Here is a 12,771-nt window from a genome sequence, read left to right on the forward strand (position 1 = left end):
GTTGCGTGTGAAAGCTCACATCCTGTTTGCCCCTGGGAGTTCTGAGAAACAGCGACGCGCGAAGGCGCCGCCCGGCTAGGCTCTCGGCCTTTGCCCGACGGCGCCAACTCGACGGTAGCTATCCCAAGTTCGACACTCGGGTCAGATCTGCCCGTCCTCCAGCATTTCGGTCACAAGCGCGGCGATCTGGGACCTCTCGGACCGCGTCAGCGTGACATGGGCGAAGAGCGGATGCCCCTTCAGTTTCTCCACGACGGCGACGACACCGTCGTAGCGCCCGACCCGCAGATTGTCCCTTTGCGCCACATCGTGGGTCAGAACGACCCGCGAGTTCGCGCCGATTCGGGACAGAACGGTCAGCAGGACGTTCCGCTCCAGCGACTGCGCCTCGTCCACGATCACGAACGCGTCGTGCAGCGAACGGCCGCGGATGTGGGTGAGCGGCAGGACCTCCAGCATCCCCCGAGCGGTGACCTCCTCGATGACCTCACGGCCGGCGACCGAGGACAGCGTGTCGAAGACCGCCTGGGCCCAGGGGCTCATCTTCTCGGCCTCGGTGCCCGGCAGATAGCCCAGCTCCTGCCCGCCGACCGCGTACAGCGGCCGGAAGACCATCACCTTCTGGTGCTGACGGCGCTCCAGCACCGCCTCCAGACCCGCGCACAGCGCCAGCGCCGACTTTCCGGTGCCGGCCCGGCCGCCCATGGACACGATGCCGACGTCCGGGTCGAGCAGCAGATCCAGCGCGATGCGCTGCTCGGCGCTGCGGCCCTTGATGCCGAACGCCTCCCGGTCGCCGCGCACCAGACGGACATTGCCCTCGGCCGTCACCCGGCCCAGCGCCTTGCCGCGCTCGGACTGGATGGTGAGCCCGGTGTGCACGGGCAGGCCGGCGGCTTCGGGCACATACGCGTGCCCTTCCTCGAAGAGGATGTCCACCTGTTCGCCGGGGAGGGTCAGCTCGGACATTCCGGTCCAGCCGGAGGAGTCCGTGATGGCGAGTTCGGCGCGGTACTCCTCGGCGAGGAGACCGACGGACGAGGCCTTGATCCTGAGCGGGAGGTCCTTCGACACCACGGTGACGTCGAACCCCTCGGCCTGCAGATTGCGGGCGACCGCGAGGATGCGGGAGTCGTTGTCCCCCAGGCGGTAGCCGCTCGGCAGAACGCTGGGGTCCGAGTGATTGAGCTCGACACGCACCGTCCCACCGAGCTCCCCGATGGGGATCGGTGCATCGAGACGGCCGAACCGCATCCGGAACTCGTCCAGCAGGCGCAAAGCCTGCCGGGCGAAGTAGCCGAGCTCGGGATGGTGCCGCTTGGCCTCCAACTCCGTCACCACGACGATGGGGAGCACGACCTCGTGCTCGTCGAAGCGGCTCAGGGCGTTCGGGTCGGCCAGCAGGACGCTGGTGTCGAGTACGTAGGTGCGCCGGTCGGACTTGTGGCGCTTTGTGCTGGTCACCACGGAAGGACGTACCCCCTCGGAAGAGGTCGGGGAGCGACGGAGAGGAAGCAGGGCCGGGAGGGCGAAGGGAACCAGACCGGTCGGCGGCCGCGACGCACGGGCCGAGAACCGGCCCTTGACTGCTTCGTCCGTACGGTGACCGCACGTTCGGGCTGGTGCAAAGGGCCTCCCGGGCGGACGGCCCCGTGCCGTCCGCTGAGATCCGACACCCGTGATTCGGGCGTCGACCTGCTTGCGTTATGCCCTCGAACAGGCGCGGCCATGCAAAGGCACATGACGGCGCGCTGATGAACTCCTTGTTACTTCCGCACCAAACGGGGCAGACGGGGTGACCCCGGGTCAGCCGCCGAAGCGCCGGTGGCGGGCGGCGTAGTCGCGCAGGGCGCGCAGGAAGTCGACCTTGCGGAAGGCCGGCCAGAACACATCACAGAAGTAGTACTCGGAGTGGGCCGTCTGCCACAGCATGAATCCGGACAAACGCTGTTCCCCGCTGGTCCGGATGACCAGATCCGGGTCGGGCTGGTCGCCGGTGTAGAGGTGGCGGCCGATCATCTCGATGTCGACGGCGTCGGCGAGCTTCTCCAGCGAGGTGCCCCGCTCCGCCGCGTCGAGCAGCATGGAGCGCACCGCGTCGGCGATCTCCTGGCGTCCGCCGTAGCCGATGGCGACGTTGACGACTATCCCGTCGACGTGCGCGGTCCGCTCCTCGGCCTCCTTGAGGGTGTCGCGCATCTGCTGCGGCAGCAGGTCCCGGGTGCCGACGTGGTGGACGCGCCAGCGGCCGTCGGCGGCGAGGGTGCGGACGACGTCCTCGATGATGCCGAGCAGCGGGACCAGTTCGTCCTGGGGGCGGTCGAAGTTGTCCGTCGACAGCAGCCAGAGGGTGACGACCTTCACGTCGGTCTCGGAGCACCAGCCGAGGAATTCCTCGATCTTCTCGGCGCCGGCCCGGTGGCCGTGCACGGTGGTGGACCCCGCGGCCTTCGCCCAGCGGCGGTTGCCGTCCATGATGACGCCGATGTGCCCGGGCACCTGAGCGTGGTCCAGGTGGCCTTCCACCCGGCGCGCGTACAGCCTGACGAGCAGGCCGCGCAGCTTGTCGCGCAGGTTCACGTGATGGTCAGTCCCTCCGTGCGGATCGGGCGGCCGTCGCCTCGGCCGCCTCGGCCCGGTCGCCGTGGGCGGTTCCCGCCCGGTGGCGGCCCCGGGGGCCGAAGCCTACCTTCGGAGTTTCGCCGCGGATGCCGGAGGGGCGTTCTGGGGGGCCGGAGGGGTGTTCCGGGGGCCGGAGGGGCGTTCCGGGGGCCGGAGGGGCGTTCCGGGGGCGCCTTCCCCGGCCGCGACGCCCGTACGCGCCACCCGTCCGCGAACAAAAGAAAACGGGCCGGTCCGTGGGGGGGGGAGACGGACCGGCCCGAGGGGGGGGCTTCCACCATAACCCTTCGTAAGTGATGCTGCGTGCATCGGCGTGCCACAACTACTCTCCGAAGTCGGTCGGCGACGCCACGGTGACCCGGAAGAGGTGTTTTCACAGCGTGCTCATGGCCTGAACTCAGCTGATTCTCAAGGGAGTCGAGCGGGGCGAGGCGGCGAGCGACCCGCTTTGGCGACGCTTGCGTCATGTCCGGCGAGTTGTCCGGGTATCCCCCACCCGGGTGACCCGGGCGCGAACGGCGCCTTGACGCCCCGACGGGGCCGCACCTCGGAGCATCGGCCGCAGGTGGGCACAGCACCGCGCAGCCCCCTCCACTGCGCGGTGCCGCCCGCGCAGCTTTGCTGACGCGAATTACCTTGGTCTGAACTTACGCGAGTTGCGCATGGGGCGCGAGTGGCAAGCGATAACAATGCGGATACCTCGTGAAGCCTTGGATGTGCGGGACGCTTCGCCCCTCCATGTGCGATTTACCCCCTTTGCTGTGAAGAGCCGGCGACAGTTCGGGCAGTTCGCGGGTCAATGAGGACAGAAACTGACCCACATCCCCCCTACCGTCACCTCATGACGGTGACGATCTCCTGGCACGAGGCGAGCGCACGGCGCCTCGAACGACAGTTCCTGGCCAATCCCGCGCCGCGGGACATCCCGGCCCCCGACATCGTGGCGGCGATGCTCGGCGCGCACGCGCAGGCGCTCTCCGCGGCCGAGCTGTCGATCAGTGTCCGGTCCACCGGCCTGACCCGCGCGGACGTCCGCGCCGCGCTCTGGGACGACCGCACCCTGGTGAAGACCCACGGCCCGCGTGGCACGGTCCATCTGCTCCCCGCCCGCGACCTCCCCCTGTGGTGTGCCGCCCTGCCCGCCGTCCCGTCCGGCGCCGCCTCGTTCGCCCCGGACGTCCGGGTCACCGAGGAGCAGGCCCGGCAGATCGTGACGGCGATCGCGGCGGCGCTCGACGGCACGCACCTCACCCTCGACGAACTGAGCGAGGAGGTCGTGGCCCGCACCGGCCCGTGGGCCGGGGACCGGGTCATGCCCGCCTTCCAGGACCTGTGGCCGCGCTGGCGCCAGGTCATGCACCGGGCGGGCCAGTGCGGCGCGCTGTCCTTCGGCCCCAACCGGGGCCGCAAGGTCACCTACACCCGGCCGCCCCGCTTCACACCCCTGCCCCCGGCCACCGCGGTGGCCGAACTGCTCCGACGCCATCTGTACGCCTACGGACCCTCCACCCCGGCGTACTTCGCGAGGTGGCTGGCGGCGCCCACCGCCTGGGCCACCCGGCTCTTCACGGAACTGGCCGCGGAGGGCTCGATCGAGGAGGTCGTCTTCCAGGGCGCGCCGGCCTGGGTCGTGACGGGCGACACCGAGTTCCCGTTCGGGGGGCCGGGCCCGCGGGGCGTCCGGCTGCTGCCGTACTTCGACGCGTACGCCATCGCCGCGCAGCCCCGCGAGGCACTGTTCCCCGGGGACGCCAGCCGGAGGGCACTGGCGGGCGGGCAGGCCGGGAACTTCCCGGTGCTGCTGGTGGACGGGGTGACGGCCGGGGTCTGGCACCAGCGCCGCCAGGGCCGGCGGACGACGGTCACGGTCGAGACGCTCGTCGACCTGACGGCACGGCAGGAACGGGAGCTGGCGGTGCAGGTGGAGCGGGTGGGCGAGGCGCTGGAGGCACGGGCGGAGCTGGTGCGCGGGGTGGTGGCGGTGGGGCCGCACGCGTAGGGCGCCCTGTGGGCCTGTGGTGTGTGTGGTGCCTTTGGTGATCGCCGGGATTGTGGTGCCTTTGGTGATCGCCGGGATTGTGGTGCCCGCCGCGGTCAGGTGGGCTTGCGGGCCTCGATGAGGTGCCGGGTGCTGTGGGCCACGTAGGGACCCTCGTTCTCGATCAGCTCGTGCAGGCTGCGCAGCTGCGGCTCGTACGCCTCCACGGTGAAGTCGGGCACCATCCAGATGACCTTGCGCAGGAAGTGCACGACCGCCCCGATGTCGTGGAACTCCATGCGGAGTTCCTCGGCCCGCAGGTGGACGACCTCCAGCCCGGCCGCCTCGGCCCCGGCCCGCTCGCGGTCTGGGTGCCGGGCGATGCGCACCTCCTCCGGCTGTGCCCCGAGGAAGTGCTCGACGAGCCGGAAGACGCTGTGCGGTCCGACGTGCTGGGCGAAGTAGGTGCCGCCGGGCGCCAGCACCCGGGCGATCTCCGTCCAGTGCGCCCGTACCGGATGCCGGCTCGACACGAGGGCGAAGGCGCCGTCGGCGAAGGGCAGCGCCTCCGGTTCCGGCGAGGCGACGACCGCGACTCCGCGCGGCGCGAGGAGAGCGGTGGCCTTGGCGACGTTCGGCGGCCACCCCTCGGTGGCGACGGCGAGCACGGGCGGCGTGCCCGCGTGCCGGAGGGCAAAGTCGAGGACCTCCCCTCCCCCGGTCTGGAGGTCGAGGGCGGCGGATGCCCCGGACAGCCGCTCCGCGAGACGAAGGGCATACCCCCAGCTGGGCCGTGCCTCGGTCGCCCGCCCCTCGAACCAGGAGAAGTCCCAGCCCTCGGTGGGCACGGCCGCGCCCTCGGCGACGAGTTCCTCGAAGTCGCGTCCACCGCGTCCACCGCGTCCACCGCGTCGCTGCTGGCCCATGCGCCCGATGATCGCAGCCGTTGTCGGTGACCGCTGATAATTTCCGCGCCATGACGCAACCCGAGAGCAGCCACGACGCCTCCGACGACCGGCACCACGAGCGGGGCCAGGAGCGGGGCCAGGAGCAGGACCCTCAGTACACGGCGGACGACAAGGCCACCCTGCACGCGAGCCTGGACCGGATGCGGGACGCGGTGGTGGGGAAGCTGGCGGACCTGGACGACGAACAGCTCCGCCGCCCGCTGACCCCGTCGGGCACCAGCCTGCTGGGCCTGGTGAAGCATCTGGGGTCCGTGGAGTACGGCTGGTTCGTCTCCACCTTCGGCGGCGAGGTGGAACCGCTCTGGTTCGACCCGTACAGCGACGAGGACATGCGCGCGGACCAGGGCGAGACGCCCCGGCAGATCACCGACTTCTACGCCCGCGCCCGCGCCGCCGCCGACCGGACGATCCGCGAGCGGTCCCTGGACGACCTGGGCCGGCCGTCCTGGCGGGACCAGGACGTCTCCCTGCGCTGGGTGCTGGTCCACATGATCGAGGAGACGGCACGGCACGCGGGGCACATGGACATCGTGCGGGAGCTGATCGACGGCGCGACGGGGGACCGGCGCCCGGGGTCATGAGCCCGCTCCCCTACTGGAGCACCAACAGGACGTAGCCGTCCTCGTCGTGGGGAAGGGTCCCGGTGCGCCGGAAGCCGTGCTTCTCCAGGAGGCGCACGGAGGCGGTGTTGTCCTTGAAGGGGTCGGCGTAGAGGGGCCGTGTGGTCTCGCACTCCAGGAAGAGCCCGAGGGCGCGGGAGCCGACACCGCGTCCCCAGTACGCCCGGCCGAGCCAATACCCGACGAACCGGCGGTCGCCGTTCCACCAGGACCCGAAGTTCCCGGCGACGGCCCCGCCGACGGTCACCGCCTGCGCGTAGCACTCGGGGTCCCCGAGGATCCGCTCCTTCCAGTGCCGCACGAACCGCTCCCGGGGCCGCGGCACGAACCGGGACCGCCGCACGGCCTCGGCATCGTGCTCGAACGCGAAGAACACGTCCAGATCCGCTTCCACCACATCACGCAGACCTACGGTGTCGTCATCCATGACGTGGAGTGTGGCAGGGGGGTCTGACAGTGAGGCGTGCTCCGTTGCGCCTCACGGCTGGCAGGTCTCGCTCCCTCGGTCCGACGTGACGTCGGTGGCCTGCCAGACTCCCTCAGCGTTCTTGGCGAGGCTGGTGCTGTACAGGACATACGAGTCGGCGGTGGCTGGATTCCTGTCGACCTTCCCTGTCCCGAGCTCCTTGATGTAGGACTGGCTCTCGTCGGAGCAGTACCTGACGTTCGCGCCGCTCTCCCCGGAGAGGGTCACCTGATAATCGAAGTACCGGGTCTCGCCTACCCAGGTCTCGTTGTCGTCGATGTACTTCTGCACGTACGTGAGGTACGCCTCCAACGCCTCGTCGGTGTTGTAGAAACCGAGCGCCTCGGTACTGGTGCTCCCTTCGAAGATCGCCTCGTCCACGGCGTTGACGCCGAGCGTGCTGTCCTGGAGAACGGCGTCCTTCGTGGCGTTGCCGGTCCTCTCGTACTCGAAGACGTTCTCGGCGTCGGACGGGAGGGTGATCTCCGGGCGACCCGCGATGTCCGAAGGGCCTGGGCTCGGCGAGGAGGGCTTGGTGCGTGTGGCGTCCGCGCCGACGGTCTTCTCGTTGCCCTCGCGCGTCGAACTGCCGTCGTCACCGCCGCACGCGGAGAGCGTCAGGGCGGCGGCGGTCAGCGCGACTGCTGCGAGGAGGGCGGGACGGCGGGGGTTCACGGTCGACTCCTGAGGGGACGAGGCCTGGTCAGGGTGAATGTTCGCTACGCAGGGGGGCGTTGGGCACACATGCTGAGGCGTGTGCCATCGCACCCAACACAGCGAATGCACGATGGCACCGCCCAGGTTGCGCTCCCAGTGACACCGAAGCGGTCCTTGATCAGGTCAAGGTCGGCTTGGATCCTGTCACCCAAAGGTGAACCCCCTTCCGCGTGGTCAGCGGTTGACGGCCTGGATCTCCTGTACGACGACGTCCTGGGTCGCGCCGAAGGTGCCGTCCGGGAATGGTCCGCCGGCGCCGCCCGTGCCGGTCCAGTTGATCTCCCAGGTGATGGTGGCCTGTAGGGGGAACGTGTCATCTCCGGACGAGCGGAGGTACTTCACGCCGCAGGGCGGGGTCTGGTCCGCCTTGCCCCTCGCGTAGGGCTCACCGATACGGCCGTTGTTGATCTGGCAGACCCCCGACGCCGGGTAGGTGATCGCGTCGCCCGTACCCGGATTGATCTCCAGCGAGACCGGTTCCGCCGTGGCCGTCGCCTCCAGTCCCAGCACCGGCACCGAGGCGGTCACCGACACGGGCTGGAAATCAGCACCGTCCAGCCATGCCCAGGTCGGAAGGTTGACCTTCGAGGCATTCTCGGGGCGCAGCGTCACTTCTGTGCCGCGCACTCGAATCTCGGCGTAGGCGAGTCCGGCCAGGATTTCGGGAGTTATCGCATTCTCGACATTCGCCGGAGGAGCGTCGCCTGTGTCCACCCAGAAGTAGTCATCGTCGTAGCAGGAGTCCCAGCCGGGCGGGAAGCTCTCGTTGACGTATGTGCCCCACCAGTACCCGTCCCCTGACTTGTCCTTGTTGAAGCCCTTTTCCTCGTCGTTCGCGTTGTACTTCTCCCGCTGACCGGCGTCCCACTCATGACCGGTCGACCCCGCCTCCCAGATCGGCTCCAGGTAGTTCTGGAGCTGCTCCGGCGTGTACTTCGGGGCGTACCAGCACGCGGGCGGCGTCCAGTTGGAGGCGGCGGTCAGGGGGCCTGCCGATTCGCCGCTGCCGTTCTTCGAGCGGTCGAAGACAACGCCGCCGGCGGTTACCGAGACCGTGTCGCCATCAACGTCAGCTCCAGTGCCCGGAGGCGGTTGGCCGTCCGTGTCGCCGAAGCCCTTCTCTGCGTGGGCAGGGCCGGCCATGGCCAGCATCATGGCCATGGCTCCCGCTATGACGAGAAGGCGCCTTCTCTGGATCAAGGCTGGCACTTCGCACTCCCCCTTTGCGAATTCAGGGTCTCAGTGACCCAGACGCCGTTCTTGTTCTTGCGCAGCGTGGCGGCGTAGATGACGTAGCTGTCCTTCGTCACTGGGGTGACGTCGGTCTTGCCGGTCTTCAGGAACTTGTTGTAGGCCTTGCTCTGGTCTTCGCAGTACACGAGTGCGGCCGTGCCGTCGTCCTTGATGGACAGCGTCTCGTTGTAGTAGCGGGTCACACCAGTCGTACGCGCCTTGTGGTCAACGAAGTCCTGGATATAGCTCTGGCTGCCCGCAGCGGCCGTTCCCTCGGAATAGAACCGGTATGCCTCGTGCAGTGGGTCCTGTTCGGCAATAGCCATGTCCACGGCTCTGATGCGCTGCTCGGCGTCTCCGAGCAGCGCATCCTTCTCTGTGTCGCCGGTGTCGTTCCACTCGAACTTGTACGTGACGTCAGAGGGCAGCTCGATCTTCGGACGCTCGGCACTGGACGACGCAGATGCGCTCGGCGACGCCGACTTGCTGCCCTCTACGTCCGCGCCTGCGATCTTGTCGTTGCCATCAGAGCTGTCGTCGTCGCTGCCGCACGCGGACAGCGTCAGGGCCGCAGCGGCGGTCAGCGCGATCGCTGCGAGGAAGGTGGGGCGGCGGTTCACGGTCGGCTCCCGGTGGGACGAGGCTTCTCTTCAGCGAAGCAACGCTATCCAGGGGGGTGTCGCGACACCAGCGTGAAGACTGTCACTGTACGGGATCAGTCGGTCAAATCGGTTCAACGTGAAGCCTGTTGGGACTCAACAGTTACATGTGGCGGCGGGTGGGGCGCGCGATGGGTGCGTTCCGTTTATGGACGTGCAAAGGAGAACCGCGCGTAAGCGTGAATAGCGGGGTGCAGACCGGGGAGGTACTCGGCCATGACTCGGAAATGGGCAGATGGCCGAGGGGTGTTGGTTTCAGGGGTTCTGGGTGATGTCCACGTGCCGCTGGAGATCGCCTCGTCTTATCGGGCCCGCACGCGTGGGCTCCTGGGGCGGGACTCCGTGGACGGGGCTCTCCTCCTGTCCCCCGCCAACAGCGTTCACACCATCGGCATGCGGATACCCATCGACGTCGCGTACCTTGACCGCCATCTGCGCGTGCTCTCCGTCCGCACCATGAAGCCCGGACGGCTCGGGCTGCCTCGGTTGCGCGCGCGGCATGTGCTGGAGGCCGAGGCCGGAACCATGGCGGGCTGGGGGTTGCGGGTAGGCGTCGCGGTCGAGGTCAGGGAGGGCGTGACTCGGGAATCGGGCCGACCGTAGCGCGCATCACGGACTGAAGGCCCCCCACAACTCTCAGTTGTCCGATCGGGGGAACGAGACTTCTACTCGGCGGTTCTTCTTGCGGCTGGCTTCTGTGGTGTTGGAGGCGATCGGGTAGTCCTCGCCGTAGCCGCGGACCTCGTATGTGATGTTCGGGTCGTTCAGTTCCGATTTGAGGATGTCCTCTACGGCATTGGCGCGCTGCTTCGACAGGACGTCGCCGTGGGCCGCCGAGCCCAGGTTGTCGGTGAAGCCGAAGACTCGGATCTTCGTCGCGTTCTGCGTCTTGATCTCTTCCGCGATCGCCGCGATGCGGGCCTTCGCCTCGCCGTTCAGCTTGGCGCTGTCCTTGGGGAACAGGACCTCCGCCTGGAGGGCGAACTTGACGTCCGCGTTCGTGTCCTCGCGGCGTTCGTCGCCGCTCTGCTCCTCCACGACCTGCTTGATGTCCAGCACCTTGGCCTCGGCGAGCGTGGCGCCCTCCGGGAGCTTCAGGTCCGGGTCGTTGGGGTCCACTTCCACAGGGGCCGAGGCGGTCGCCTCAGTGCCGGGCGGCACGCTGGGGCTCTCGTCTGCATGGGCGGCCGTGGCGCCGTAAAGGGTCGTTACGAGGACGAGGGTCGCGGCCGTCATGGCTGGGGCTGTGTTCTTGGGTGTCATGGCGGCCGCCTCAGCCGGAGATCTGGATCGTAGCTGCGGCGAAGGTGGGGAGCTGGAAGCTCACTTCGCCCGTTTCGTTCGGCGGAGCCGGGAACTGCATGAAGACGGGGATCGAGTCACCTGCCTTGATCCTCGGCATGCCGGTGGTCGTCAGCGGGCGGCCGTCGGTGTCCCGCAGCACGTAGTACCGCTTCTTGCTCGCGGAGTCGACGAGGGTTGCGCCGCCGAGGGACGAACCGTGCCTGATGATCTCGGTCTCGTCTCCCGCCGTACGGACCGATACACGGGCCGGTTCGTCGCCGTCGTTCTTGATGGAGCCGCTCACGGTCACGAATCCGCCGGAGTCCCGCTGGGCGGAGGTGATCTGAAGGACGAGGCCCTCCTCGCCCCGCAGCTCGGCCAGGGGCTCGTCCGTGCCCTCCTGGGCATCCGGCTTGGAGCCCGGCTCGTCGGGAGCGGAGGTCGATGCCTCGGGCTTGCTGTCGTCGCCGCCGTCTCCGCCGCTGCATCCGGCCACTCCGACGGCCAGTCCGGCCGCCACGGTCAGCGCGACCATTCCTCTGCGGGCCTTCGTCGTGAACCGAGTACTCATTCCCCAGCTTCCTTCGTCACTCGTCGTTCGGTGGTCAGTCGGCCAGATGAACCTCGAAGAGGTCCTCCGGGCCAGGAAGGCCGTCGAGGTCCTCCGGGTCCAGCTCCCAGTCCTCGCCGTCACAGGTGAGCGTCGGCAGGTCTTCTTCCTCGGCGCCCTCACCCGGGAGTTCGAAGCCACACCGGGACTCGATCACGGCTTTGGCGGACGCCTTCGCGTACTTGCCCTCGGTGCCGGGGACGATGGAGTCCCCGACCGGCTTGTCCATCTGGACCGTGACCTCGAACTCCAGGGGGCCCGTCTGTGCGCATGCCTCGACATGAGCGTCGTTCTGAGCCGCAAGCTGATCAGCGCGCCAGCACGACGGGGTGAGTCCTGCCGCGATGCCGTCGAAGATGTCCTGCCATGCGGCCGGATCCTCAACAGCCTTGACCCATGCGCCGGCCAGCTGATTCCGGGTGTCCTGGGCCGCCGCCAGGGCCGCCGCGTCGGCGGCGGTCTGGGCGCTGTTCCGGTTCGCTGCGGCCTGGCCGACGGCCAGGTATGCGAACGCAAGAAAGAGCAGGGCCCCCACCACGGTGATGTAGATGGGGAACGCCTGCCCTGCGTCGCCGTGCCTGCGGAGTCCGATCAGCCGGTGACCTCGTCGATCTTGTCCACGATGGCGTCGTAGATCGACTGCCCGATGTCCGTCCCCGTAATGGCCAGCACGATTGCCACCACCACCGCGATGATGCCCAGGTACTCCACCGCCGTCTGGCCCTTGTCGTTGTGGGCGGTGTGGGTCTTGAGCCTGTTGGTCATGGTGGGCCCCTTTGGTCGTGGCTGTGGTGGGGGCACCGTAGGGGGCGGTGGGTTGGGTGGGCGAGGGTCCTGGGGCCCAAAGGTGGGCCCAAACGCGGGGCATGTCAGGTCACCCCCAGCCACTTGGCGGTGGCCTGCGCGCGGGTCGTGCTGTGGAGCTTGGCGAAGATGCGGTTGATGTGGTTCTTCACCGTCTTCTCGCTGATGAAGCAGGTCGCGGCGATCTGAGGGTTGGTCATGCCGGAGGCGATGAGGTCCATGATCTCCGCCTCCCGCGCGCTCAGTTGAAAACCGCCCCTGCCCGAGGACTGTCCCACAATTGGTTGCACTTGCGAAAGGGGTTCTGGGGAATTGGGGGGTGGAGCCCCGTACTCCGTATGCTGTTGCGAATTGGCCGCTCGGCGGAGTTGGGTGAGGAGCGCGTCCGCCGCCGTCGCGGTGAAGTGGGGTCTGCCCTGCTTGATGTCCTTCACGGCGTCCACCAGCTGGGGTGCCGTGAACTCGCCGTGCACCAGGTAGCCGTTGGCGCCCCTGCGCAGCGCCTCCTCCACCGTCGCCGACTCCCTGCTGTACGTCAGCATCATCACGGGAGCAATGTCCACCAGGTACGGGAGTGCCGAGATGCCGTCCACTCCGGGCATCTGGACGTCCAGCAGGACCACGTCCGGTCGGTGCCGGCGCGCCTCCTCCACCGCCGCGCGGCCGTCCGCCGCCTCCGCGACGACCGTGATGTCCTCGCGGCCCGTCAGCAGTGCCGTCAGGCCCGCCCTGACCACCGGGTTGTCGTCGGCGACCAGCACCCGAAGGGGCGCTGATGTGATGTCCGGGTCTTGCATGGGGGGTCCTCCG

15 protein-coding genes are annotated in these 12,771 nt (G+C 68.7%); 3 read left to right on the forward strand and 12 right to left on the reverse strand.

Translation table 11 applies throughout. The annotated features are described in order from the left end of the window. Positions 1 to 141: 141 nt before the first annotated feature. Positions 142 to 1,467, reverse strand: a complete 1,326-nt coding sequence (locus tag AB0E07_RS12675; protein WP_362249433.1) for a PhoH family protein — start codon at positions 1,465 to 1,467, stop codon at positions 142 to 144. A gap of 339 nt (positions 1,468 to 1,806) precedes the next feature. Then, positions 1,807 to 2,580, reverse strand: coding sequence for an isoprenyl transferase (locus tag AB0E07_RS12680; RefSeq protein ID WP_362249436.1), 774 nt, complete (start codon positions 2,578 to 2,580; stop codon positions 1,807 to 1,809). An 883-nt stretch (positions 2,581 to 3,463) separates the two neighbouring features. Between AB0E07_RS12680 and AB0E07_RS12685 the strand changes: the two genes are divergently transcribed. Next, positions 3,464 to 4,621, forward strand: coding sequence for a winged helix DNA-binding domain-containing protein (locus AB0E07_RS12685; protein ID WP_362249438.1), 1,158 nt, complete (start codon positions 3,464 to 3,466; stop codon positions 4,619 to 4,621). A gap of 95 nt (positions 4,622 to 4,716) precedes the next feature. Here AB0E07_RS12685 and AB0E07_RS12690 read toward each other — a convergent pair whose 3' ends face one another. Further along, positions 4,717 to 5,526 (reverse strand): methyltransferase domain-containing protein, encoded by an 810-nt coding sequence (locus tag AB0E07_RS12690; protein ID WP_362249441.1) that lies wholly within the window; start codon positions 5,524 to 5,526, stop codon positions 4,717 to 4,719. Between the two features lie 50 nt (positions 5,527 to 5,576). On the opposite strand from AB0E07_RS12690, the gene AB0E07_RS12695 reads away from it, so the two are divergent. Continuing rightward, positions 5,577 to 6,149 (forward strand): DinB family protein, encoded by a 573-nt coding sequence (locus AB0E07_RS12695; protein WP_362249444.1) that lies wholly within the window; start codon positions 5,577 to 5,579, stop codon positions 6,147 to 6,149. A 10-nt stretch (positions 6,150 to 6,159) separates the two neighbouring features. Here the strand turns inward: AB0E07_RS12695 and AB0E07_RS12700 are convergent, their stop codons facing one another. From AB0E07_RS12700 to AB0E07_RS12715, 4 genes are all read right to left on the reverse strand, one after another. After that, positions 6,160 to 6,615: a GNAT family protein gene (locus AB0E07_RS12700; RefSeq protein ID WP_362249447.1), complete on the reverse strand. Its 456-nt coding sequence runs from the start codon at positions 6,613 to 6,615 to the stop codon at positions 6,160 to 6,162. Between the two features lie 51 nt (positions 6,616 to 6,666). Next, the gene (locus AB0E07_RS12705; RefSeq protein ID WP_362249450.1) at positions 6,667 to 7,329 is read right to left on the reverse strand and encodes a hypothetical protein; all 663 of its coding nucleotides are present in this window, start codon (positions 7,327 to 7,329) and stop codon (positions 6,667 to 6,669) included. A gap of 216 nt (positions 7,330 to 7,545) precedes the next feature. After that, positions 7,546 to 8,523: a hypothetical protein gene (locus tag AB0E07_RS12710; protein ID WP_362249659.1), complete on the reverse strand. Its 978-nt coding sequence runs from the start codon at positions 8,521 to 8,523 to the stop codon at positions 7,546 to 7,548. 44 nt (positions 8,524 to 8,567) lie between these two features. Continuing rightward, on the reverse strand, positions 8,568 to 9,224 hold the full coding sequence (locus tag AB0E07_RS12715) for a hypothetical protein (RefSeq protein WP_362249453.1): 657 nt from the start codon (positions 9,222 to 9,224) through the stop codon (positions 8,568 to 8,570). A 255-nt stretch (positions 9,225 to 9,479) separates the two neighbouring features. Between AB0E07_RS12715 and AB0E07_RS12720 the strand changes: the two genes are divergently transcribed. Next, a complete protein-coding gene (locus AB0E07_RS12720) occupies positions 9,480 to 9,866 on the forward strand; it encodes a DUF192 domain-containing protein (protein WP_362249456.1) in 387 nt (128 codons plus the stop codon). A gap of 33 nt (positions 9,867 to 9,899) precedes the next feature. On the opposite strand, the gene AB0E07_RS12725 is transcribed toward AB0E07_RS12720, so the two are convergent. The 5 genes from AB0E07_RS12725 to AB0E07_RS12745 form a co-directional block, all read right to left on the reverse strand. Next, positions 9,900 to 10,499, reverse strand: a complete 600-nt coding sequence (locus AB0E07_RS12725; protein ID WP_362249459.1) for an OmpA family protein — start codon at positions 10,497 to 10,499, stop codon at positions 9,900 to 9,902. Between the two features lie 37 nt (positions 10,500 to 10,536). After that, positions 10,537 to 11,118 (reverse strand): hypothetical protein, encoded by a 582-nt coding sequence (locus AB0E07_RS12730; RefSeq protein WP_362249462.1) that lies wholly within the window; start codon positions 11,116 to 11,118, stop codon positions 10,537 to 10,539. Between the two features lie 34 nt (positions 11,119 to 11,152). Then, positions 11,153 to 11,749 carry a pilus assembly protein TadG-related protein gene (locus AB0E07_RS12735; RefSeq protein WP_362249662.1) on the reverse strand — a complete coding sequence of 199 codons (597 nt, stop codon included), beginning with the start codon at positions 11,747 to 11,749 and terminating at the stop codon, positions 11,153 to 11,155. Next, positions 11,749 to 11,922 carry a hypothetical protein gene (locus AB0E07_RS12740; protein ID WP_362249665.1) on the reverse strand — a complete coding sequence of 58 codons (174 nt, stop codon included), beginning with the start codon at positions 11,920 to 11,922 and terminating at the stop codon, positions 11,749 to 11,751. Before AB0E07_RS12740 ends, AB0E07_RS12735 begins: the two co-directional genes overlap by 1 nt. 104 nt (positions 11,923 to 12,026) lie before the next feature. Continuing rightward, the gene (locus tag AB0E07_RS12745) at positions 12,027 to 12,758 is read right to left on the reverse strand and encodes a response regulator transcription factor (RefSeq protein WP_362249464.1); all 732 of its coding nucleotides are present in this window, start codon (positions 12,756 to 12,758) and stop codon (positions 12,027 to 12,029) included. Positions 12,759 to 12,771 lie beyond the last annotated feature (13 nt).

Source organism: Streptomyces sp. NPDC048002 (assembly GCF_040653275.1).
In the GTDB taxonomy this organism is placed as follows: domain Bacteria; phylum Actinomycetota; class Actinomycetes; order Streptomycetales; family Streptomycetaceae; genus Streptomyces.